The 21,875-nt window shown below is 68.0% G+C and carries 21 protein-coding genes; 10 read left to right on the top strand and 11 right to left on the bottom strand.

Annotated features, from left to right (window positions below; genetic code table 11):
- Positions 1-124: 124 nt before the first annotated feature.
- Positions 125-1,069, bottom strand: a complete 945-nt coding sequence (locus tag U1701_RS03020) for a hypothetical protein (protein WP_332781045.1) — start codon at positions 1,067-1,069, stop codon at positions 125-127.
- 94 nt (positions 1,070-1,163) lie between these two features.
- A complete protein-coding gene (locus U1701_RS03025; RefSeq protein ID WP_332781046.1) occupies positions 1,164-1,787 on the bottom strand; it encodes a retropepsin-like aspartic protease family protein in 624 nt (207 codons plus the stop codon).
- 147 nt (positions 1,788-1,934) lie between these two features.
- Here U1701_RS03025 and recQ point away from each other — a divergent pair, with 147 nt between their 5' ends.
- Genes recQ through U1701_RS03040 form a run of 3 tightly spaced genes read left to right on the top strand, consistent with a single transcriptional unit; the run spans position 1,935 to position 4,506 of the window.
- Positions 1,935-3,704: a DNA helicase RecQ gene (gene recQ / locus U1701_RS03030; RefSeq protein ID WP_332781047.1), complete on the top strand. Its 1,770-nt coding sequence runs from the start codon at positions 1,935-1,937 to the stop codon at positions 3,702-3,704.
- On the top strand, positions 3,701-4,129 hold the full coding sequence (locus tag U1701_RS03035) for a protein tyrosine phosphatase family protein (protein ID WP_332781048.1): 429 nt from the start codon (positions 3,701-3,703) through the stop codon (positions 4,127-4,129). Before recQ ends, U1701_RS03035 begins: the two co-directional genes overlap by 4 nt.
- Positions 4,126-4,506, top strand: coding sequence for a hypothetical protein (locus U1701_RS03040; RefSeq protein ID WP_332781049.1), 381 nt, complete (start codon positions 4,126-4,128; stop codon positions 4,504-4,506). The genes U1701_RS03035 and U1701_RS03040 overlap by 4 nt, the downstream gene beginning before the upstream one ends.
- Positions 4,507-4,740: 234 nt before the next feature.
- Here the strand turns inward: U1701_RS03040 and U1701_RS03045 are convergent, their stop codons facing one another.
- From U1701_RS03045 to U1701_RS03060, 4 genes are all read right to left on the bottom strand, one after another.
- A complete protein-coding gene (locus U1701_RS03045) occupies positions 4,741-6,168 on the bottom strand; it encodes an ammonium transporter (RefSeq protein ID WP_332781436.1) in 1,428 nt (475 codons plus the stop codon).
- Between the two features lie 13 nt (positions 6,169-6,181).
- A complete protein-coding gene (locus tag U1701_RS03050) occupies positions 6,182-6,520 on the bottom strand; it encodes a P-II family nitrogen regulator (protein WP_332781050.1) in 339 nt (112 codons plus the stop codon).
- Positions 6,521-6,662: 142 nt separating this feature from the next.
- Positions 6,663-6,860 (bottom strand): putative signal transducing protein, encoded by a 198-nt coding sequence (locus U1701_RS03055; protein WP_332781051.1) that lies wholly within the window; start codon positions 6,858-6,860, stop codon positions 6,663-6,665.
- Between the two features lie 10 nt (positions 6,861-6,870).
- On the bottom strand, positions 6,871-7,416 hold the full coding sequence (locus tag U1701_RS03060) for a pyridoxamine 5'-phosphate oxidase family protein (RefSeq protein ID WP_332781052.1): 546 nt from the start codon (positions 7,414-7,416) through the stop codon (positions 6,871-6,873).
- A 166-nt stretch (positions 7,417-7,582) separates the two neighbouring features.
- Between U1701_RS03060 and U1701_RS03065 the strand changes: the two genes are divergently transcribed.
- Both U1701_RS03065 and U1701_RS03070 read left to right on the top strand, forming a co-directional pair.
- Positions 7,583-7,819 carry a type II toxin-antitoxin system CcdA family antitoxin gene (locus tag U1701_RS03065; RefSeq protein WP_332781053.1) on the top strand — a complete coding sequence of 79 codons (237 nt, stop codon included), beginning with the start codon at positions 7,583-7,585 and terminating at the stop codon, positions 7,817-7,819.
- A complete protein-coding gene (locus tag U1701_RS03070) occupies positions 7,820-8,116 on the top strand; it encodes a CcdB family protein (protein ID WP_332781054.1) in 297 nt (98 codons plus the stop codon).
- A gap of 4 nt (positions 8,117-8,120) precedes the next feature.
- On the opposite strand, the gene tldD is transcribed toward U1701_RS03070, so the two are convergent.
- The gene (gene tldD, locus U1701_RS03075) at positions 8,121-9,545 is read right to left on the bottom strand and encodes a metalloprotease TldD (RefSeq protein WP_332781055.1); all 1,425 of its coding nucleotides are present in this window, start codon (positions 9,543-9,545) and stop codon (positions 8,121-8,123) included.
- 18 nt (positions 9,546-9,563) lie between these two features.
- Positions 9,564-9,797: a zinc-finger domain-containing protein gene (locus tag U1701_RS03080; protein WP_332781056.1), complete on the bottom strand. Its 234-nt coding sequence runs from the start codon at positions 9,795-9,797 to the stop codon at positions 9,564-9,566.
- A 227-nt stretch (positions 9,798-10,024) separates the two neighbouring features.
- Between U1701_RS03080 and U1701_RS03085 the strand changes: the two genes are divergently transcribed.
- Positions 10,025-10,951 (top strand): ABC transporter ATP-binding protein, encoded by a 927-nt coding sequence (locus U1701_RS03085; protein ID WP_332781057.1) that lies wholly within the window; start codon positions 10,025-10,027, stop codon positions 10,949-10,951.
- A gap of 8 nt (positions 10,952-10,959) precedes the next feature.
- On the top strand, positions 10,960-11,487 hold the full coding sequence (locus U1701_RS03090; RefSeq protein WP_332781058.1) for an rRNA large subunit pseudouridine synthase E: 528 nt from the start codon (positions 10,960-10,962) through the stop codon (positions 11,485-11,487).
- A gap of 4 nt (positions 11,488-11,491) precedes the next feature.
- Here U1701_RS03090 and U1701_RS03095 read toward each other — a convergent pair whose 3' ends face one another.
- From U1701_RS03095 to U1701_RS03105, 3 genes are all read right to left on the bottom strand, one after another.
- Positions 11,492-11,788, bottom strand: a complete 297-nt coding sequence (locus U1701_RS03095) for a hypothetical protein (protein WP_332781059.1) — start codon at positions 11,786-11,788, stop codon at positions 11,492-11,494.
- A gap of 140 nt (positions 11,789-11,928) precedes the next feature.
- Positions 11,929-12,825: a CPBP family intramembrane glutamic endopeptidase gene (locus U1701_RS03100; protein ID WP_332781060.1), complete on the bottom strand. Its 897-nt coding sequence runs from the start codon at positions 12,823-12,825 to the stop codon at positions 11,929-11,931.
- A gap of 102 nt (positions 12,826-12,927) precedes the next feature.
- A complete protein-coding gene (locus U1701_RS03105; RefSeq protein WP_332781061.1) occupies positions 12,928-15,660 on the bottom strand; it encodes a DUF3857 domain-containing protein in 2,733 nt (910 codons plus the stop codon).
- Positions 15,661-16,042: 382 nt separating this feature from the next.
- Between U1701_RS03105 and nadB the strand changes: the two genes are divergently transcribed.
- From nadB to polA, 3 genes are all read left to right on the top strand, one after another.
- On the top strand, positions 16,043-17,620 hold the full coding sequence (nadB, locus tag U1701_RS03110; RefSeq protein ID WP_332781062.1) for an L-aspartate oxidase: 1,578 nt from the start codon (positions 16,043-16,045) through the stop codon (positions 17,618-17,620).
- A gap of 219 nt (positions 17,621-17,839) precedes the next feature.
- Positions 17,840-18,940: a serine hydrolase gene (locus U1701_RS03115; RefSeq protein WP_332781063.1), complete on the top strand. Its 1,101-nt coding sequence runs from the start codon at positions 17,840-17,842 to the stop codon at positions 18,938-18,940.
- Between the two features lie 177 nt (positions 18,941-19,117).
- Entirely contained in the window at positions 19,118-21,874 is a 2,757-nt protein-coding gene (polA, locus tag U1701_RS03120) for a DNA polymerase I (RefSeq protein WP_332781064.1), read from the top strand.
- The last annotated feature ends 1 nt before the right edge of the window (position 21,875 follow it).

The following is a 21,875-nucleotide window of genomic DNA, read 5'->3' on the forward strand; positions in this document are numbered from 1 at the left end:
CCCCTGCAAGGGGAGGGGGACCAGCGCAGCTGGTGGAGGGGGCGGTCGGCAAGCGGCGCGTTCGCCGAAGCCCCCCTCCACCCCGCCCTTCGGGCGCGGTCCCCCTCCCCGTGCCGGGGAGGATTTAGATGCAGGTCAGCCGCACCTGCTTCTTCGTCTGGTCGAACACGATCGACGAACAGCGATCGAGCAGATCCGCGCCGAGCGTCAGGCGGTCGCGTTTGGGGTCGCGTTTGCCCTTGGCGGTGACGACGATCTCGTCCGGGTCGGGGGCCGCGGCATCGGCGTCGGGGATCGCCGCCGCACTGCCGACATCCGCGGTGCGCACGCCGAGCGTGGTTACCGCGAGCGGGCCGATCGCGAGCGGCGTGGCGAGCGTCATCGTGCGCACCGGCCGGGCGATGCCGAACGCGATCTCGACCGGTTCGGTGGCGCCGGTCAGCCGCCCGCCCTGCGCTTGCGCGATCAGCGCGGCGGCGTTGGCGGTGACGGTGGTGCGCGGGTGATAGGGGTCGAATCGGACGCGCACCGGCTGGCCGGCGATCACGACCTGCGCGAATTCGCCCGACAGTCGACCGAACATCCCACCGCCATCGACCAGCGGCAGCGCCAGCGTCCGCTCGCCGGCGCGTGGCGCGCGCAACGCGAAGCGCACCACCGGTTCGGGGAGCGATCCGGGCCCGATGCTGCCGTCGCCGACGGTACCATAGGCGCGCCCGACCCAGCGCGCATCGGCGGTGACGTGTTTGCGGCTGGGGAAGGCGATCCGCCGCTTCACGCGCGCACCGTCGAAGGTCATCGGCTTGACCGTCGAGGCCTGCATCGCGCCCTGCCGCCCGACCGAATAGCCGAGGCCCAGCGCGCCGCTCTTGAGGCCGAGGCGTTCCGCAGTGGCGGTGGTGACCAGCACGAGGCCCGGCGCGGCGGGGTCGGCGCGCAGGCTGACCGGCTGGCCGTCGATCGTCGCCGCGATCATGCCGCCGATCGGCACGTCGCGGACCGTCGCGTCCCTGGCGACCGCCGCGCTTGCTAGACACAGCAGCATCGCCGCCCCGGTGCGCTTCATCATCGGCAACCCTCCCATCAACCCAGGCCGCGAGTGTCGCACATCGTACCGCATGCGCAACGGCCAAAAGGCGTGGTTATCGATGCACTTGACGTGCTCAGACCGTCTTCTGGGGGTGATGCGGCACGAGGATCAGCGTGCGCTCCTCGACGCGCCAGGATTTGAGCCGCGAGAGGAAGTTCATGCCGAGCACGTTGGTCGAGCCGAACGCGGGCGAGACGACGACGTCGAGATCGCGCGCGACGATCGCGCCGAGGCGGAGTTCGGGGATACTAGCGGTCTGCGCGCGGATCGTGCCGTTGGCGGTCTGGATCATCATCGGGATCAGCCCGTCGCGCACTTTCAGCCCGGCTTCGGCGGCGGCGGTATCGGACAGCGCGGTGATCGTCGCGCCGCTGTCGATCAGCATCCGCCGCTCGACGCCGCCGATCCGCACGCGTGCCCAGAAATGCCCGTCGCGCGCCATGCGGATGCGCACCTCGCCACCGACGACGCGCTGGTCGTCGCCCCCGATCAACGCCGCGAACCGGCCGAGATAGGGATCGACCTGCTTGCGCTGGTCGATCAGCGTGTAGAGCAGCACCGCCAGCACGCCCCAGCCGGCGAGCGACGTGACGACGCGCAGCACCGGCACGCGGCGCGCGATCACCCCCGCGACGAGGATCGCGGCGATCAGCAGATAGAGCGGGCCGTTGCCGCCAAGGTCGGGGATAGCGGGCACGGAGCGGGATACCTCATCCGCGGGGTCGCGGCCAACTTTGGCTCTACCAAGCGCGACCTGTACCGCGGCTGACCATCTCGCGGACATTCGCACCCGCGCGGCGCATTTCCCCTCCCGCGACGGGTGCGGCGCGCTATATCGACGCCGATGGCCCTAGACCCCCTTCCCGACCTGCAGCGCATCTTTGGTTTTCCCGAGTTCCGCGGGGTGCAGCGCGACGTGGTCGATCGCGTGCTGGCGGGGCAGCGGACGCTCGCCGTCATGCCGACGGGTGCGGGCAAGTCGCTCTGCTATCAGTTGCCCGCGACGATGCTCGACGGGACGTGCGTGGTCGTCTCGCCACTGATCGCGCTGATGCACGACCAGTTGCGCGCGGCGACCGCGGTCGGGATCAAGGCGGCGACGCTGACCAGCGTCGACACCAACCGCGAGGAGACCATCGCGCGGTTCCGCGCCGGCGACCTCGACCTGCTCTACGTCGCGCCCGAGCGTGCTTCGAACGAGAGTTTCCGCAACCTGCTCGGCCAGGCGAAGCTGTCGCTGTTCGCGATCGACGAGGCGCACTGCGTCAGCGAATGGGGCCATGATTTCCGTCCCGACTACCGCCTGCTGCGGCCGTTGCTCGATCATTTCCCGGACGTGCCGCGGCTCGCGCTGACCGCGACCGCGGATGCGCACACCCGTGCGGACATTCTCGAACAGCTGGGGCTGCCCAAGGACGGGCTGATCATCTCGGGGTTCGACCGGCCGAACATCCGTTACGCGATCTCGCCGCGCGACAACGTCAACCGGCAGATCGCCGATATCCTGGAGAAGATCCCGGGACCGGGGATCGTCTACGCGCAGACCCGCGCCGCGACCGAGAAGCTGGCCGAGGCGCTGGGGCGCAGCGGGCGCCCGACGCGCGCCTATCATGCGGGCCTAGACCCGCACATCCGCGCCAAGAACCAGGCGGATTTCGTCGCGAGCGAAGACATGGTGATCTGCGCGACGGTCGCGTTCGGGATGGGGATCGACAAGCCCGACGTGCGGTTCGTCGCGCATGCCGGGCTGCCGAAATCGATCGAGGCCTATTATCAGGAGACCGGGCGCGCGGGGCGCGACGGCGATCCGGCGATCGCGCACCTCTTCTGGGGCGCGGAGGATTTCGCGCGCGCGCGCCAGCGGATCGGCGAGGTCGAGCCCGAACGGCAGGCTGGCGAGCGCACGCGGCTGGCCGCGATGGGCGGGCTGGTCGAGAGCGCAGGCTGCCGACGGCGAATCCTGCTCAAGCATTTCGGCGAGGAGCGGCACGAGGATTGCGGCAATTGCGACAATTGCCTGGGCGATACCAACGCGGTCGACGCGACCGAGACCGCGCGGAAATTCCTGTCGGCGGTGTTCCGCACCGGGCAGATGTTCGGGGTCGGCTATATCGAGGGAATCCTGACCGGCGTGTCGTCCGAGCGGAGCCTGATGAACGGGCATGAGGCGCTGTCGGTGTATGGCATCGTCGATGGCGACGAGGTCGCGCTGCTCAAGCCTGTGTCGCGCGCGCTGATGCTGAAGGATGCGCTGCGCACCAATGCGCATGGGGGGCTGGAGTTCGGGCCGGCGGCCAAGGCGATCCTGAAGGGCGAGGCGACGCTGTCGGTGATCGTGCCGCCGAAGCGCGAGCGGCGGCGCAAGGCTGCGCCGGGCGCCGTGCCCGATCCGGTCGACGATCCGCTGTTCGAGGCGTTGCGCCTCCGCCGCCGTGACCTCGCCAAGGACGCGGGGGTGCCGCCCTATGTGATCTTCCACGATTCGGTGCTGCGCGACATGGCGCGGGTGCGACCAGCGAGCGGGCAGCAACTCGCGATGCTGTCGGGCATTGGCGCGCGGAAACTCGAGGCCTATGGCGAGGCCTTCCTCCAGGTGATCCGAGAGTTCGCATGATCCGTACCGTCAACGAGAGCATTTCGGTCGCGCCGCAGATCACGGTCGCGGACGTCGGGACAATCGCCGCGGCCGGGTTCAAGACGATCGTCAACAACCGCCCCGATGACGAGGAGCCGGATCAGCCATCGGGCGCAGAGATCCAGGCCGCGGCGGAGGCGGCCGGGCTCGCCTATGTCGCGATTCCGGTGACGCATGCGGGCTTCTCGCATCCGCAGCTCGACGCGATGGCCGAGGCGCTCGGCGCGTCCACGGGCCCGGTGCTCGCCTATTGCCGGTCGGGCACGCGCAGCTGCAATTTGTGGGCGCTGGCGGCGGCGAAGGCCGGGCGCAACCCGAACCTGCTGATGGCGCAGGCCGAAGATGCCGGCTATGATCTGAGCGGCATCCGGCCGATGCTGGACGCGCTCGCGGGCCCGCGATGACCTGGATCCTGCCGGCCGCTACGGCCGGTGCTGTGGTGGTGCTGGGCGGGGGCGGCTGGGCGTGGTCCGCGATGCGCAAGCCCGTGCGGATCGACACACCCGAGGAGGTCGCGGAAGCGGCCGAGGCGTCGCTGGGCGGGTTTGCGGTCAGCGCTGCGGTGGTCGGCGCGGATGGTCAGGGCGCATTGGCGGTGACCGGCGACGGGCGCGTCGCGGCGGTCAAGCGCCGCGGGCGGAAGCTGGTGGTGCGCGAGGTCGCGTGGCGCGCGGTGCGATCGACCGCGGGCGGGATGCTGATCGAGACGGGCGACCGGACGCTGGGCGATGTCGCGCTGGCGGGAATCGACGTGCTCGATATCCGGCGGCTGGTGGCTTAGCCGGCACCCCGCCGTTCTCCCGCGAAGGCGGGAGTCCAGGAGCCAAGCAGCGCGGCGTTCCGTACCCTGGGCTCCCGCCTTCGCGGGAGAACGGCGCGAGACACGCGCGGCGCGAAACGCCATCGAACATGTCTCCGTCGATCGCCAAAAAAAGGCCCGGTACGTTGCCGTACCGGGCTGAGGTGGTCCGCAGGAGGAACATCGGTGGGGCGGACCGTTGCGGCCCGCCCGAACTCAGTAATTGTAGGCGCGTTCGCCATGCTCGTTGATGTCGAGCCCTTCGGACTCGACGTCGTCCGACGGACGCAGGCCGATCGTCTTGTCGAGCAGGATGAACAGCGCGGCGGACACCAGGCCCGACCACAACAGGGTGATGCCGACCGCCTCGATCTGGGTGATCAACTGGCCTGCCATGTCGTACTTGCCGGCCACCGCCACCTTGGCAGTGTAGTCGAACCAGCCCTGACCGCCGAGCGCCGGATCGGCGACCACGCCGGTCGCGATCGCGCCGAAGATGCCGCCGACGCAGTGCACGCCGAACACGTCGAGCGTGTCGTCATAGCCGAACTTGTTCTTCACGGTGGTCACGAAGAAGAAGCACAGCGGCGAGACGATCAGCCCGATCAGGATCGACGTCATCGGCGCTGCGAACCCCGATGCCGGGGTGATCGCGACGAGGCCGGCGACCGCACCCGTGGCAGCGCCGAGCAGCGACGGCTTCTTGTGGATGATCTGGTCGAGGATCGCCCACGACACCGCGGCGGCCGCCGTGGCGACATAGGTGTTGATGAACGCGACCGAGGTGACGCCGTTCGCCTCCAGGTTGGAGCCCGCGTTGAAACCGAACCAACCGACCCACAGCAGCGAGGTGCCGATCATCGTCATCGTCAGCGAATGCGGCGCCATCGGCTCCTTCTTGTAGCCCAGGCGCTTGCCCATCACGAGGCAGCCGACCAGCCCGGCGATCCCTGCGTTGATGTGGACCACGGTGCCGCCGGCGAAATCGAGCGCGCCCTTGCCGTAGAGGAAACCATAGTCACCCGGCTGCGTCGGCAGGAAGTCCGGGCCCGCCCAGTACCAGACCATGTGCGCGATCGGGAAATAGACGAGCGTCAGCCAGGCGACGACGAAGATGATCAGCGGGGTGAACTTCACGCGTTCGGCGAACGCACCGACGATCAGCGCGGGCGTGATGCACGCAAAGGTCATCTGGAACACGACATAGGCGAATTCCGGGATGTAGACGCCGTTCGAGAAGGTCGCGGCGAAGGTGCCGGCGTTGACCCCGTTGAGGAACGCCTTCGAAAAGCCGCCGACGAACGGCGCGGTCGCACCCGATCCGGGCGTAAACGCCATGCTGTAGCCCCAGCAGACCCAGACCAGCGACGCGACGCAGACGATCATCAGTACCTGCATCAGCACCGACAGCATGTTCTTGGTGCGGACCAGGCCGCCGTAGAACAGCGCGAGGCCGGGCACCGACATCATCAGCACCAACGCCGACGAGATCAGCATCCAGCTGGTGTCGCCCTTGTTGACCATCTCGGCGGTCGGCACGAACGGCGCCGCGGCGGCAGGCGCCTGCGCCCAGGCGGGCATGGCGGCGAACGCGGCGGTGCCGACGCCCCCCGCCAGCATTGCGACCCTCTTCAAAGCTTGCATCATCTCATCCCCCTCAGAGCGCCGAATCGTCGGTTTCGCCGGTGCGAATCCGCACCGCCTGGCTGACGTCGAGCACGAAGATCTTGCCGTCGCCGATCGCACCGGTGTTCGCCGACGCCTGCACCGTCTCGACGACGCGCTCGGCCAGGTCGGTCGCGCAGACCACCTCGATCTTGATCTTGGGCACCATGTTGGTGCTGTATTCGGCCCCGCGATAGATTTCGGTCTGGCCCTTCTGGCGACCGAATCCCTTGACCTCGGTAACGGTCATGCCGGCGACACCGATGCCGGTGAGCGCCTCGCGGACCTCGTCGAGCTTGAACGGCTTGATGATGGCAATGACGAGTTTCATCGCGCCCCCTTCCCCAGTTGCACGGAAGAGGTCTCGCAATCATCGTGCCAATTGCGCTCAGCCTGTGGCGGATCGTTTCGGCCGCGAAACGCCGGGTCGCCGGACGGCAAAAATCGGGCAGCGTCGCGGATCTGCCCGATTTTCAGGCAGTGAGGATCGCACGCGCTTCGGCAAGATCGTCTTCGTCGACCATCACGCGGACCGGGATCAGCAGCCAGCTGCCGTCGCCGATCGAGCTTTCACCGTCGAACGCGATCGCGGGGATGCCTTCGCTCTCAAGGCGCCCTACGATGATATACGCTTCCATCCGCTCGTAGCGGCCGAGTTCGGCCAGGCTCATATAGCGGGCCTCACGGCGCGATCGTCGCGACGCGGACCGGCAGGCCGTCGATGCTCTGCGTATGCTCCGCCCATTCCGCGAGCCGTTCCTCGCGCGGCTGTTTGGCGTGATATTTCGACAGCGTCTGGCGTTCGCGGTCGAGAGTCATGAACGGCACGCCCCAGCCGCAACTGGTCTGCACCTGATCGACCGCGATCACGAAGATTTGGCGGGTGCCGGGCAACGGCGTGAAGCGCGCGTACAGATCGTCCCAGCCGTCGTCCTGCGGCAGCACCGCGTGGCCGCGGCCATAGATCCGAAAGATCAGCGCGGGCCGGTCGAACGCGCAGAACATGATCGTGATGCGGCCGTCGGCGGCGAGATGCGCGTTGGTCTCGTTGCCCGAACCGCCGACGTCGAGATAGGCGACGGTGTTGGCGTCGAGCACGCGGAAACTGTCCATGCCCTTGGGACTGAGGTTGATCCGCGCGCCCTCCGCCGCGGTGGCGACGAAGAACACCGGCTGACGCGCGACGAACGCGCGATGATCGTCGTTGAGGGCGTCGAAGAAGTGCATGCGTTTCGAAATAGCAGCGCCTGCTCGCGAGCGCACGCGTTAGTGTGCCACGCCGCGCCATGATCACAGTGGTTATGGGTGTACCAAGTTCGGGTAAGAACGTGGTGGACGCTACGCGAGCATCCAGATCGATTGACGCCGGGGCCCATCGTGATAGCCTGCGATTATGGCCACCACGGCAGACCTCCCGGTAAAGAGTACGCGGCAAATGGAGCCGCACGAACTCCGCGCCGAAGCACTGCGTCTCAGTATCGCCGTGCCGGACGATCTCGAGGACCTTCGCCGAGTCGTGAAGGCCGAGCTCGAACGCCGCTGGCGGATCGCGAACCGGGGGGCGATCGAGGGGTGGAATCGCTGGGTCGAAAAGAACGGCCTACCGCTCGAGAAGTATCGCGTCTGGTAAATGGCGCAGTTCGATGTGTTCGTACTGCCGGACGGAACTTGGGTCGTCGATGTCCAGTCCGACCTGTTGGCAATCTACAATACGCGGGTCGTGATACCGTTGATACCGCCCGATGCCGATGTGTCGGTCATTCACCGGCTTCATCCGTCCTTTGACATCAACGGCGAAAACCGACTTCTTGCCACCCAATTGATCAGCGTGGTGTACCGCCGCATACTTGGCCCGCCGATCGGCTCGCTCGAAACGCAGTACACCACGATAACCGCTGCGATCGATAAGCTCGTCGGCGGATATTGACCGATCAGGCCGCCGCCGTCCCCCCAACCGTCAGTCCGTCGACCAGCAGCGTCGGCTGGCCCACCCCCGCTGGCACGCTCTGCCCGGCCTTGCCGCACATGCCGATACCCTCGTCGAGCGCGAAGTCGTTGCCGATGCCGCGGACGCGGGTCAGCGAGCTGGGGCCGTCGCCGATCAGCGTCGCGCCCTTGATCGGCGCGCCCAGCTTGCCGTCCTCGATCAGATACGCCTCGGTGCAGCTGAACACGAATTTGCCCGAGACGATGTCGACCTGGCCGCCGCCGAACGCTTTCGCGAAGATGCCCTTCTTGACCCGGCTGAGCAGCTCGGCGGGGTCGTCGTTGCCGGCCTTCATGAAGGTGTTGGTCATGCGCGGCATCGGCGCGTGCGCGAAGCTTTCGCGGCGACCGTTGCCGGTCGCGTCGACGCCCATCAGGCGGGCGTTCAACCGATCCTGCATATAGCCCTTGAGGATGCCGTCCTCGATCAGCACGGTCTCTCGCGTCGGGGTGCCCTCGTCGTCGATCGACAGCGAACCGCGACGATCTGGTAGGCTGCCGTCGTCGACCACGGTGACGCCGGGTGCTGCTACGCGCTCGCCGATCCGGCCGGAGAAGGCGCTGGTGCCCTTGCGGTTGAAATCGCCTTCGAGCCCGTGGCCGATCGCCTCGTGCAGCAGGATGCCGGGCCAGCCATTGCCGAGCAGCACGGTCATCTCGCCCGCGGGCGCGGCGATCGAGTCGAGGTTCACCAGCGCCTGGGCCAAGGCCTCGTCGATCGCGCGGTTGTAGGTCTCCGGCGTGAATAGGTCATCGTAGAGATAGCGCCCGCCGATGCCGTAGCTGCCGGTCTCGCGGCGGCCATTCTGCTCGGCGACGATCGTGACGTTCAGGCGTACGAGGGGCCGCACGTCGGTGGCGACGAAGCCGTCGGCGCGGACGATCTCGACGACGCTCCAGCTGCCCGACAGGCTGACCGAGACCTGCGCGACACGCGGATCGCGCGCGCGCGCGGCGGCGTCGATCGTCTGGCAGAGGTTCACCTTGTCGGCGAACGGCACCAGATCGAGCGGGTCGGCGGCAGTGTAGAGGTGGCGGTTGGTGCCCTGGGGCGGACCCGATTTCGCGACGCTGCTCGGCTCGATCAGCGTCATCGTCTCGGCGGCGCGGCGGATCGCGGCCGGCGTCATCTCGTTGGCGTGCGCGAACGCGGTCATCTCGCCCGACACCGCGCGCAGGCCGAAGCCCGAATTGGTGTCGTAGCTGGCGGTCTTCAGCCGGCCATCGTCGAACCCGAACGCCTCGGCCTTGCGATATTGGAGGTAGAGTTCGCCGTCATCGGCCTGGCCCAGCGCCTTGGCGGTGAGCGCCTGCGCCTGTTCGGGGTCGAGCGTGCGGTAAAGGAACGAGCGGGGATCTGCTGCTATCATCCCCGGAATATAGGCGGCTTACCGCCCGGCGCCATCCCCATGGTCGCGTAGCGTGCTCTGGTCGGCGCCGTCGGCGGGCCCGCCGGTCAGGATGAAGCGGCGGTCGCAATAGCCGCAATCGACGTAACCCGACTCGTCGATCTGCAGCCAGACGCGCGGATGCCCGAGCGCCGCGCCGCCGGGAATGTCGCTGGCGCCGTCACAGGCGACGCGGGGCTGGGAGACGCGGGTGGTTTCTAGCGGCGGCTTCATGCGCCGCCGATAGCGTGGTGCGGGTCAGGAAGAAAGAAGAAGATTGGTTCGCGCGGAGGCGCGGAGACGCGGAGGGGGCTTGCCCGGAACGGGCATATTCTGCCTGCAACGTGCGTGGGTTGAAGGTCGCTTCGCGACGAGCGCCACACCTCCGCGTCTCCGCGCCTCCGCGCGAACCCGCTTCTTCCTTCTATCCGAGGGATGCCGGCCCCGCTATGGCAGGGCGCATGACCGAAGCCGCGATCGCCATCTCGAATCTGTGCAAGACCTATGCGGGCGGCAAGCGCGCGCTCGACGGGGTGACGTTCGACGTCCCCCGCGGCCAGATCTTCGGGCTGCTCGGGCCCAACGGCGCCGGCAAGTCGACGCTGATCAACACGCTCGCAGGACTCGTCAACAAGACCGAGGGCAGCGCGTCGATCTGGGGGTTCGACATCGACGCGCACCCGCGCAACGCCAAGGCGTCGATCGGCATCGTCAACCAGGAGATCCTGTTCGACCCGTTCTTCTCGCCGTTCGAGACGCTCGAGATCCAGGCCGGGCTGTACGGCGTGCCCAAGGCCAAGCGCCGGACGATGGAGCTGCTGCGCGCGGTGCATCTGGAGGACAAGGCGCACGCCTATGCGCGCACGCTGTCGGGGGGCATGAAGCGGCGGCTGATGGTCGCCAAGGCGATGGTGCATTCGCCGCCGGTGCTGGTGCTCGACGAGCCGACCGCGGGCGTCGACATCGAGCTGCGCCAGCAACTCTGGTCCTACGTCCGCGAGCTCAACCGCGCCGGGGTGACGGTAGTGCTGACGACACATTACCTGGAGGAAGCCGAGGAGCTGTGCGACCGCATCGCGATCATCAACAACGGGCGGCTGATCGCCAACGAACCGACGCGCGAGCTGGTCGGCAAGGCGCAGGAGAAGATCGTTGCGGTGACCGTCGACCGCGACGTCACCGACGTGCCGAGCAACGCTTGCTTCCGCAAGATCGCGCTGAAGGGCACGCGGACGCTGGAAATCACCTACGCCAAGGACCGCGTCAACGCGGGCGAGGTGCTGGCCGCGGTGCAGGGCGGCGGGTTCGGGATCGTCGACGTCTCGACCAAGGAACCGGACCTGGAGGACGTGTTCCTCAGCCTGACCCGGGCGGCCAACGCGGCCTGAGGTGCTGCGTGCTGCTGCTGTTCAACAAGCCGTACGACGTCCTCTCGCAGTTCACCGACGAGGGGACGCGAAAAACGCTCGCCCACTTCATCGACGTGCCCGACGTCTATCCGGCCGGACGACTCGACCGCGACAGCGAGGGATTGCTGCTGCTGACCGACGACGGTCGGCTGCAGGCGCGGATCGCCGACCCGCGGTTCAAGACCGAGAAGACCTATCTGGTCCAGGTCGAGGGCGATCCCGATGCGGCGCAACTCGACGCGCTGCGCCGCGGCGTGGCGCTGAAGGATGGCCCGACCCTGCCCGCCGAGGCCGAGCGGATCGACGCGCCGGCCTTATGGCCGCGCGACCCGCCGATCCGGGTGCGCAAGAGCATTCCCGATTCGTGGCTGCGTTTGACGATCCGCGAGGGTCGCAACCGCCAAGTGCGCCGCATGACCGCGGCGGTCGGCCTGCCGACGCTGCGGCTGGTGCGCTGGCGGATCGGCGACTGGTCGCTCGACACCCTCGCGCCGGGCACGTGGCGCGGGGCGTGAGGCGTCAGCGGCTGCCGTCGAGGATGTTGCTGGCCTCGCGCCGCAGATAGGCGCGGTGACGATCGGTCAGCGTACCGCCGTCCTGCGCCACCAACGCCGCCGCCTCGTCGCGGAGCGCGATCGCGCGCCGCAGCTTTTGCGCGCGCATCGTCGGCGTGTCGTTCGACCGGACGAGATTGTAATGCCCGTCGCTCTGCCGTGCCAGGTCGACGAATGGATAGGCCGGTTCCGAAGGGCGAAAGGCCTGCGCCGTGGCGACGCCCGGCAGACACAATATCAGCAGCGAAACCCCCAGTTTCATCGCCCGACTCCCAAGTTCGTTCGAACGGGAGTGTACAGGACATGCTCCGACCGCCCCAGCCCGATTAGTATCGGATTTGGATCAATCTCCACAGCGGGACATCCACGGTGCGACCCGGGTCCTTGCCGATGCGCGTTCGGCTAAGGCTGAATCTCGGTACCGCCGACAGCATCCGCGCTCCGGAGCGCAGGCTGCCGATCGAGCGCTGCGCGCAGGACGATCAGGAAGATCGCCAGCCCGACGATCACCGCGGGCAAGGACGCTTCGGGGCCGAACGCGCCGCCCGACAGCATCTCCGAGCTGCCCGGAACGGGCCCGCTGACGAACAGACTGCCCGTTCCCGTCTGCCCTGACACGCGCGCACCGAAGATTGCGCCTTGCGTGAAATTCCATGCGGCGTGAACACCGACCGACATCCAGATCCGCCCGGTCAGCAGGTAGAAGGCGGCGAGCATGAGCCCCGCCTCCACCGCGATGGCGATCGCAGCGACATAGGTCGCGTTGGCGTTCGCCAGATGCGCGGCGCCGAAGAACAGCGCCGACCCGATCAGCGCAGGCCATACCCCGAACGCGCGCATCAGCAGTCGGAACAGCACGAGGCGTATCAGCAGTTCCTCGACCAGACCGGTCGCCAGCGTCTCGCGGACGTCATGCCCCCAGTCGGTCCAAAGCCCGGGCGCCAGCGTGTAGACGCCCAACAGGCGCAGACTCGCGAACACCAGCGTGAACATGCCGACCCCGATCAGCAGCCCGATGCCGAGATCACGCGGCAGCGCACGCAGCGACAGTTCGCTGACGCGGCGGCGCTCGCCGAACCGCACCATCGCGTAATAGGCGCCATACGCCAGAAGCAGCGACACCAGCGCGATCACCGGGATCCCGGCGTGATGCTCGCCGACCAACTTGCGCGCGATCGCCTGGGTCGCGAGCGCGGCGATCAGAACCGCCAGCATCAGCGCCGCCCAACCGAGCGTACGCGCCCAGCGCCACCGCCCCGGCGACAACACCCCCGCATCGCCCAACGCCAGCTCCGTCATCACCATCCTGTCGCCCCCTGTATTACCGGAACAATACAGCAGGACCGCGGCGATACCGCAACCCGGATCGAGTCCGCAGCGTGCCCCTGCCGCCGAACGTGCCTACGACGCCTTGATCCCGTAGCGCGCATATTGGCGGTCGACGCTGGGCTGCATCCGCCGTGCCAGCGCGAGTTCGCGCGCCGCTTCGCCGTCGCGGTGCAGCTGTTTCAGGACGACGCTGCGCAGGAACCGTGATGGCGCCTGCCCAGGAGCGCCGGCGAGAACCGCGTCAAGATCGGCGAGCGCCTCGTCATATCGGCCCATCCGATACCAGACCATGGCACGGCTATCGAGCGCGGCGGCCGTATCGCTGCTGAGCTCGATCGACCGCGTACAATCCTTCAGCGCGGTATCGAGCATCACCGAGCGGATCCCCTTTACCCAGCAGCGCGCGTTGAGCAGCGATGGCGACCCCGGCTTTGCGGTGATCATCGCATCGTACAGCGCCAGCGCCTCGCGCCCGTCGCCATATTCCGACAGGAGGCTGGCCTTGGCCTCGCGATAGGCAAACCCCGTGGTTCCGCCGAGCCCGATCCGTGCGTCGAGTAGCGCGGTCGCGCCGCCGAGATCGCCGCGCTCGGCCTTTTGGGTGGCGACCTCGGACACCGCGGCTTCCGACGAGGGATCGAGTGCACGCGCCGCCTCCGCGTCCGCCAGCGCCGCCGCCGTGTCGTTGAGTTGATAGGCGATCGCCGCACGCTGCAGGTAGAGATCGACCGATGGCGCGATCGCGATCGCGTGCGTCAGGTCGGCAAGCGCGCCGCGGCGGTCGGCAATGCCATCCGCGAGCGAGGCCCGGCTGGTATAGCCGGTGACCTCGTCCGGATCGTCGGCGATCACCTTTGCGAACACGGTTTGGATCGCCTTGAGCTGGGTTGCGCCCGCAGGGTCCGTCGCGACGATATCCCATCGGCGGCGGGTATCGGCCGGCGCGACGAGCTGCGGCGCGCGCGCCTTCGCGGTCGCGACCGCGTCGCGCTCCGCGGGGATGCGCGCGACCGGAATCTCGCCGCCGGTCGCATCGACGCGTTCATCCAGCACGAACAGGCCGCCTGACAGGCTGGCGGTGCGCGACACATCGTATCCGGCGACCCGCGCCTTGAGGTCGGGTGCACCCTCGATCGTGAAGCCGCGCCCGCCATCGGGAAGCCGCAGCCGCAGGCGATAGCGCATGCCCCCGGGCGAATTGACCGCGACCGGGACCGCCGCCCAGCTCGTCTTGCTGCGATCGGGATCGAACGTGACCTGGTCGATCAGCCGGGTCACCCCGCGTTTGCGCAGGCGATCGTCGGTGCGCCACGGCGTGCTGACCACGCCGCGCGCCTTCAGCGTGACGATCCCCGCCACCGGATCGGGGACGATCGACGCGTCGGTGAACTGCCCTTCGCCGATAAAGCCTTGGAGGAACTGCGCGACGGCCTGGCGCTGCTCCTTCTCGCCGAGCTGGCTCTTCGCGAGCGTCAGCATCGATGCGGGCGGGCCCTGAACCACGGCGGTCGCCTGGAACGCGCTGGGGAGATCGACGCTGGCACTCTCGTCGGCGTCGATGGTCAGGTCGATCACCGGCCGGGCGTTGGCATGAGTCTCGATCTTGACGAGCGCGGCGCCCGCGGCGCTGATCGGCAGGACATAGCCCACCCCCGGCGTGTCACGGATGTCGCCGATCCGCGACCCCGATCCCGTCCCGTCGAGCCACAGGGTCTCGCCGCCGATCTTCGCCCGGACGAACACATGGTTGAAGGCGGCCGCGCTCGGCAACCGATCGGGGACCAGGTCGCCCAGGCCGACATTGGCCAGCACCGGATCGGCCTCGATATCCAGCCCGCGCAGGATCGCCAGCAACAACACGGTCTTCGCCTTGCAGTCGCCGTAGCGCAGGTCCCAGGTCTTGGCGGGCGGTTGCGGGACGTAATTGCCACCGTCCATGCCGACCGCGAGATAGCGGATCTTGTCCTGGACGAGTTCGAGCGCACGCTGGGCGCGGCCGATCGGCGATGCCTCCGCGGCCTTGATCGCCGCAATTTCACGCGCGAGCGGGCTGCCGGGGGCGACCGCGCCGTCGGTCGCATACAAGGGCGCGAAGGTCCGCGAGACATCGGCCCAGTCGGCGAAGGTGGCGACCTCGAGCACCGGCGGGAAGCGATAGCGCGCGGGCGCGTCGTTCGGCATCTCCGGCTGCTTCGCCGCGGGCAGGTTCAACGTGAGTTCGGTGTACGCGCCGTTGCGGACCGGTTCGGCGGCAAGACCGGTCGCGCGGATCTTCCAGTGTGGCGTCACCGCGGCGGGCCACGACACCTTGACGCGCGCGAAGCCGACCTGCGCCGGTGCCGCGAGGATCGGCGCGACGTTCTGGACGCGGCCGCCAAGCGCAGCGTCCTTCGAACTCGCGGACCATCGCAGCCGCAGGATGTCGCCGACCTGCAGCCCCTCGACCGCCATCGTCGCGGTCAGGACGCCGGTCAGCATACGCTGTTCGAGCGACTCCTCGCGGCGGAGCACGGTGAACTTCTGCCCCTTGGCCAGCAGGTCGATCCGCTCGGCGCCGCGCTGGATCGACAGTTCGTGGATCACCAGGTCGCCCTTGTCGGGTGCCCAGGGCAAGGCGAGCGTGGCGGCCTGTGCCAGCAATTCGGGCGAGGTGATCCGCGTCGCGCCGTCGCTGTACGACCATAGCCGACCGTCTTCGATCCGCTGCTGGATATCGAAGATGACGATCGACGCCGTATTGGTGTTGGATTTGGTGACGTCCGCGAGCGAAACCGGGGTGACCCAGGACGGCGCGGGTTGGTACAAGGGAATTTCGCCGGCGAAGGCGGGCGTCGCCCCCGCGACTACAAACGAAACCGATGCCGCACGCAAAAATCGTTGCAAACTCGCCCCCACGGTCTGATCCTGGACAATGGGTACAGGAGAAATTCGGCAAAGACAGCGCGAATTCGCGTCGCCCCTGCAAGCGGATGACCGCGCGGATTGCCAACCAGGAAAGCGTCTTACGTTCCCCCTGTCCTACAGCCCCGCTTCTATGCCAATGCGGCGGAATGCAGGATCGTGCTCTAGCCTATTGCCCCGCCCCGCGCCGCCCGACGGCGGCGAACGCATCACCGGCCGGGCGCATCGCAAAACAGCCTTATCGTCTCAACATTCTCAACATTCGCGGCGCATCGGAGCGGTTCGCATGACCAGCGACGTCCTCATCGTCGGATCGGGCGCCGCCGGGCTCACCGCAGCACTGAACCTGGCCGAGCGCTTCACCGTTACCGTGCTGGCCAAGGGCGCGATGAACGAAGGGTCGACCGCCTGGGCGCAAGGGGGGATCGCCGCGGTGCTCGAACCCGGCGACACGTTCGAGAACCATGTCGAGGACACGATGGTCGCAGGCGCCGGCCTTAACGACCGCGCGATCGTCGAGATGGTCGTCGAGGGCGCGCCTGCGGCGATCGAGCGGCTGACGCATCTGGGCGTACCGTTCGAGACCGAAGGCAATGCGCTGCACCTGACGCGCGAGGGCGGGCATTCGCATCGCCGGATCGTCCATGTCGCCGACGCCACCGGCTGGGCGGTGCAGGAGGCATTGCAACGCGCTGCCGAGGCGCATCCCAACATCACGCTGGTGCCAAACCAGGTCGCGATCGATCTGGCGACCGGGCGGCACGAGGAACGCTATTCGGGCGCGGGCCGGGTCTGGGGCGTCTATGCGGTCGACAAGGTGACGGGCAGCGTCAACCTCTACACCGCGCGCGCGACGATCCTGGCGACCGGCGGCGCGGGGCGGACCTATCTCTTCTCGACCGCGCCGCGCGGCGCGACCGGGGACGGTATCGCGATGGCGTGGCGGGCGGGCGCGCGCGTCTCCAACATGGAGATGATGCAGTTCCACCCGACCTGCCTCTACAATCTGGAGGTCAAGAATTTCCTGATCACCGAGGCGGTGCGCGGCGAGGGCGGGCGGCTGATCAACCCGACCACCGGCAAGCGCTTCATGACCTATTACGACCCCGAGCGGATGGAGCTGGCGCCGCGCGACGTGGTGGCCCGCGCGATCGATGCCGAGATCAAGCGCTACGGGCTCGACTACGTCCATCTCGACATCAGCCACATGCCGCCCGATTTCGTCCGGCATCACTTCCCGAACATCCACGAAAAGCTGATCGGGCTCGGCATCGACATGACCACCGGGCCGATCCCGGTGGTGCCCGCGCAGCATTATACCTGCGGCGGGATCGTCGTCGACGAACACGGGTGCACCGACCTGCCGGGCCTCTATGCCGCCGGCGAATGCACCGAGAGCGGGCTGCACGGCGCCAACCGGCTCGCCAGCAACTCGCTGCTCGAATGCTTCGTGTTCGGCGAGGCGGCGGCGGACAGCATCGCGGCCGCGTGGGACAGCCTGCCCCCGCCCCCGCCGATCCGCCCCTGGGACGAGAGCCGCGTCACCGATTCCGACGAGGAGGTCGTGATCCAGCAGACCTGGACCGAGATCCGCCGCTTCATGTGGAATTATGTCGGCATCGTCCGCACCACCAAGCGGCTGGAACGCGCGCAGCACCGGATCAAGCTGCTGACCGACGAGGTCGCCGAATATTACCAGCATTTCCGCGTCACGCCCGACCTGATCGAGCTGCGCAACCTGCTCCAGACCGCCGAGTTGATCGTGCGGAGCGCGTTGCACCGGCATGAAAGCCGCGGGCTGCACTATACGCTGGATTATCCGGAAACGCTGCCCGATGCGGTCGATACGGTGCTGGTGCCGTGAACTTTTAATTCGTCACCCCGGGCTCGACCCGGGGTCCCGCTTTGTCAGCGGCTAAAAGGAAGCGGGACCCCGGCTCAAGGCCGGGGTGACGATAAACGGGGGGACGTCATCGGTTGGGCCCGGCGCACGCGCGCTTCGTCGCAGCGCCGGGAACCATATGCTTTCACGCCAAGAATCCGCGGATAAGGGTCGTTTGCGTACGGTAAGGCTTTTTCACCCATGGTTTCGGTCTCAATCGCGCGTCTGATCGTCACCGCCGGCCTTGCGGTCGCGCTGGGTGGCTGCGGCCCGTCGTCGCGGCCGGCGCAAAGCGCGGGTGCGCCGACCCTCCCACCCGCGATCACCGTCTCGATCCCCGTCCCGCCCCCTGCCCCGCGTATCGCCCGCGCCGCGCCAGCGCAGCTGGCCGCGACGATCGACGCGCTGCACCGCGGGTTCGCGGGCAAGGCGGGAATCGCGATCCGCGCGGTCGACGAAGGCTGGACGGTCGAGGCCGGCGGGCGCCAGTCGCTACCGCAGCAATCGGTCAGCAAATTGTGGGTGGCGATCACGCTGCTCGACCTGCGCGACCAGGGCAAGGCGCGGTTGGACGATCCGATCCTGGTCCGGCCGCAGGACCTGACGCTGTTCCACCAGCCGATCGCGATGCTGGTCAAGGGCGCCGGATACCAGACCACGGTCGGCGATCTTCTCACGCGGGCGCTGACGCATAGCGACAACACCGCCAACGACCGGCTGCTGAGCTATGTCGGCGGCCCGACCGCGGTGCGCGCGATGATCGAGCGCAAGCAGCTCGGCGATATCCGTTTCGGCCCCGGCGAACGCTATCTGCAGGCGAAGACCGCGGGGCTGACCTGGCAGCCGTCCTATGCGGTCGACAACGGCTTCCTGATCGCGCGGTCGCGGTTGGCGCCCGCGGTGCGCGCCGCCGCGCTCGACGCCTATGTCGCGAGCCCGCCCGATGGCGCCGCGCCGATCGCGATCGCCGATTCGCTCGCCCGGCTGGCGCGCGGCGAATTGCTGAGCGAAACCTCGACGCGGATCCTGCTCGACACGATGGGCGCGTCGGTGACCGGCCGTGCCCGGCTGCGCGCGGCGCTGCCGGCGGGGTGGACGATCCAGCATAAGACCGGGACGGGGCAGGACCTCGGCGCGCGCAACGCCGGGTTCAACGACGTCGGCCTGCTGACCGCGCCCGACGGGCGGCGCTATGCGATCGCGGTGATGATCGGGGATACGATGCGTCCGATCCAGGAACGCCAGCGGCTGATCCAGTCGGTCGCCGCCGCGGTCGCGAGTTACGCGGGAGGGCGGGGCTAAGAGCCTTCGTCATGCTGAACTCGTTTCAGCATCCACCCCACCGCAAACGCCAGCGCCTGGGGAAAGGTGGACCCTGAAACAAGTTCAGGGTGACGGAGGCACGATTTCCCCGCACCGTTACCCGCGCGCCACGCTTCGCCCATTGGTCCGGGCGCGCGCATCCGCTATCTCGGCGCCATGCCCCATCTCTACCTCGTCGACGGCTCCGGCTATATCTTCCGCGCCTATCATCGCCTGCCGCCGCTCACCAACAAGCATGGCGAGCCGGTCGGCGCAGTCTATGGCTATACGACGATGCTGTGGAAGCTCGCCGACGAGGTCCATGCCGCCGACGGGCCAACGCACATGGCGGTCATCCTCGACAAATCGTCGAAGACGTTCCGCAACGATCTCTACGACAAGTACAAGGCGCAGCGGCCGCCGCCGCCCGAGGACCTCGTCCCGCAGTTCCCGATGATCCGCGACGCGACGCGCGCGTTCAGCCTGCCGTGCATCGAGACCGAGGGGCTGGAGGCGGACGACATCATCGCCTGCTATTCCCGGGCGGCGCTGGCGCAGGGCTGGGAAGTGACGATCGTCAGCTCCGACAAGGATCTGATGCAGCTGATCGAGCCCGGGCTCGACATGTACGACACGATGAACAACCGTCGGCTGGGCGCGGAGCATGTCGCGGAGAAATTCCACGGCGTCACGCCCGCGCAGCTCGGCGACGTGCTGGCGCTGATGGGCGACAGCGTCGACAACGTGCCGGGCGTGCCCGGTGTCGGCCCCAAGACCGCGGCGAAACTGATCCTGGAGCATGGCGACCTCGAAGCCGTGCTGGCGGCTGCACCGACGATGAAGCCCAGCAAGATGCGCGACAATCTGATCGAGCATGCCGAAATGGCGCGGCTGTCGAAGGTGCTGGTGACGCTGAAATGCGACGTCGCGCTGCCCGAACCACTCGACGACCTCGAGCTGAAGGGGATTCCCGACGCGCCGCTCCGCGCGTTCCTGGAACATCACGGCTTCAAGTCGCTGCTGGCGAAGCTGTCAGCGGTCGCGGATGCGCCGGTGCCCGAGCCCACCAGCGTACCACACGAAGAGGAAGAGCCGTGCAACCATGACTTCTACGAGACCGTGGTGGACGAGGCCGCGCTCGACCGCTGGGTACAGGTCGCCAAGCATCAGGGCTGGGTCGCGGTCGATACCGAGACCACCGGGATCGACGCGACGCGCGCCGATCTGGTCGGGATCAGCCTGGCGCTGCACGCCAACCTCGCCTGCTATATCCCGATCGCGCATGGCGGCACCGACCTGCTCGCCGAGAATCCCGAGCAATTGCCGCGCGACCTGGTGCTCGCGAAGCTGAAGCCGTTGTTCGAGGATCCTGCGGTGCTCAAGATCGGGCATAACTTGAAATACGACATGATCGTGCTCGGCCGGCTCGGGGTGTCGGTCGCGCCGTTCGACGACACGATCCTGATGAGCTTCGATCTCGACGCCGGGCTGCACGGCCACGGGATGGACGAGCTGGCGGCGACGCACCTGTCGCACAGCTGCATCGCGTTCAAGGACGTGGTCGGCACCGGCAAGACGCAGCGCAGCTTCAACGAGATCGATCTGAAGGCGGCCACCCGCTACGCCGCGGAGGATGCCGATGTGACGCTGCGGCTGTGGCGGCGGTTCAAGCGGCGCTTGCCGGCCGAGGCTGCGACGCGGGTGTACGAGATGGTCGACCGGCCGCTGGTGCCTGTCATCGCGCAGATGGAGATGCACGGGATCAAGGTCGACCGCGAAGTGCTCGCGCGGCTGTCTGGCGAGTTCTCGACGCAGATGGCGACGCTGGAAACCGAAATCCACGCACTCGCCGGCGGACCGTTCACGATCGGGTCCCCCAAGCAACTCGGCGACGTGCTGTTCGAGAAGATGGGGATCAAGGGCGGCCGCAAGGGCAAGTCGGGCGTCTATTCGACCGACGTCAACGAGCTGGAGCGGATCGCGGCGGACAAGGATTCGCCCGGCGCGGTGATCTCGCGGCGGGTGCTCGACTGGCGCCAGCTATCGAAGCTGAAGTCCACCTATACCGATGCGCTGCAGGCGCAGATCAACCCGGCGACCGGGCGCGTGCACACGTCCTACTCGCTGACGGGCGCGCAGACCGGGCGGCTGTCGTCGACCGACCCCAATCTGCAGAACATCCCGATCCGCACCGAAGTGGGCCGGCAGATCCGTGACGCGTTCGTGGCGGAGCCGGGCAACGTCATCCTCGCCGCCGACTATTCGCAGATCGAGCTGCGGCTGGCGGCGCACATGGCCGACGTGCCGGCGCTCAAACAGGCGTTCGCGAACGGCGACGACATCCACAGCCTGACCGCGCAGGAGCTGTTCGGCGAGGTCAACCGCGACACGCGCGGGCGCGCGAAGACGATCAACTTCGCGATCCTCTACGGCATCTCGCGCTGGGGGCTCGCCGGGCGGCTCGACGTGACCGCGGACGAAGCGCAGGCGATGATCGACCGCTATTTCGATCGCTTCCCCGGCATCTCAAACTACATCGCCGCGACCACCGAGTTCGTCCGCGAGAAGGGTTACACGTCGACCTTGTTCGGGCGGAAGACGCATTTCTCGCGGATCCATTCGAAGGTGCAGCACGAACGCCAGGGCGCCGAACGCGCCGCGATCAACGCGCCGATCCAGGGGACGAGCGCCGACATCATCAAGCGCGCGATGGTGCGGATGGGGCCGGCGTTGCTGGAGGCCGGGCTGCCCAACGTCCGGATGCTGTTGCAGGTGCACGACGAACTCGTGTTCGAGCTGCCCGAAGGCGACGTCGCGGCGGCGAAGCCAGTGATCGAGCGGGTCATGGCGACCGCGGCCGAGCCGGCTGTCACGCTGGACGTGCCGCTGGGGATCGAGATCGGGACGGGCGCGAGCTGGGGCGCCGCGCATTGAG

Source organism: Sphingomonas rhamnosi (assembly GCF_036663615.1).
GTDB lineage: Bacteria > Pseudomonadota > Alphaproteobacteria > Sphingomonadales > Sphingomonadaceae > Sphingomonas.

What these genes read in the sequence shown, in the direction of transcription:
- U1701_RS03045 (WP_332781436.1), bottom strand. Translation starts at nt 6,168, where the DNA reads ATGCAAGCTTTGAAGAGGGTCGCAATGCTGGCGGGGGGCGTCGGCACC.
- U1701_RS03065 (WP_332781053.1), top strand. Translation starts at nt 7,583, where the DNA reads ATGGCCACCACGGCAGACCTCCCGGTAAAGAGTACGCGGCAAATGGAG.
- U1701_RS03055 (WP_332781051.1), bottom strand. Translation starts at nt 6,860, where the DNA reads ATGAGCCTGGCCGAACTCGGCCGCTACGAGCGGATGGAAGCGTATATC.
- U1701_RS03115 (WP_332781063.1), top strand. Translation starts at nt 17,840, where the DNA reads ATGGTTTCGGTCTCAATCGCGCGTCTGATCGTCACCGCCGGCCTTGCG.
- nadB (WP_332781062.1), top strand. Translation starts at nt 16,043, where the DNA reads ATGACCAGCGACGTCCTCATCGTCGGATCGGGCGCCGCCGGGCTCACC.
- U1701_RS03100 (WP_332781060.1), bottom strand. Translation starts at nt 12,825, where the DNA reads ATGACGGAGCTGGCGTTGGGCGATGCGGGGGTGTTGTCGCCGGGGCGG.
- U1701_RS03050 (WP_332781050.1), bottom strand. Translation starts at nt 6,520, where the DNA reads ATGAAACTCGTCATTGCCATCATCAAGCCGTTCAAGCTCGACGAGGTC.
- U1701_RS03020 (WP_332781045.1), bottom strand. Translation starts at nt 1,069, where the DNA reads ATGATGAAGCGCACCGGGGCGGCGATGCTGCTGTGTCTAGCAAGCGCG.
- U1701_RS03095 (WP_332781059.1), bottom strand. Translation starts at nt 11,788, where the DNA reads ATGAAACTGGGGGTTTCGCTGCTGATATTGTGTCTGCCGGGCGTCGCC.
- U1701_RS03070 (WP_332781054.1), top strand. Translation starts at nt 7,820, where the DNA reads ATGGCGCAGTTCGATGTGTTCGTACTGCCGGACGGAACTTGGGTCGTC.
- U1701_RS03080 (WP_332781056.1), bottom strand. Translation starts at nt 9,797, where the DNA reads ATGAAGCCGCCGCTAGAAACCACCCGCGTCTCCCAGCCCCGCGTCGCC.
- recQ (WP_332781047.1), top strand. Translation starts at nt 1,935, where the DNA reads ATGGCCCTAGACCCCCTTCCCGACCTGCAGCGCATCTTTGGTTTTCCC.
- tldD (WP_332781055.1), bottom strand. Translation starts at nt 9,545, where the DNA reads ATGATAGCAGCAGATCCCCGCTCGTTCCTTTACCGCACGCTCGACCCC.
- U1701_RS03035 (WP_332781048.1), top strand. Translation starts at nt 3,701, where the DNA reads ATGATCCGTACCGTCAACGAGAGCATTTCGGTCGCGCCGCAGATCACG.
- U1701_RS03060 (WP_332781052.1), bottom strand. Translation starts at nt 7,416, where the DNA reads ATGCACTTCTTCGACGCCCTCAACGACGATCATCGCGCGTTCGTCGCG.
- U1701_RS03040 (WP_332781049.1), top strand. Translation starts at nt 4,126, where the DNA reads ATGACCTGGATCCTGCCGGCCGCTACGGCCGGTGCTGTGGTGGTGCTG.
- U1701_RS03085 (WP_332781057.1), top strand. Translation starts at nt 10,025, where the DNA reads ATGACCGAAGCCGCGATCGCCATCTCGAATCTGTGCAAGACCTATGCG.
- polA (WP_332781064.1), top strand. Translation starts at nt 19,118, where the DNA reads ATGCCCCATCTCTACCTCGTCGACGGCTCCGGCTATATCTTCCGCGCC.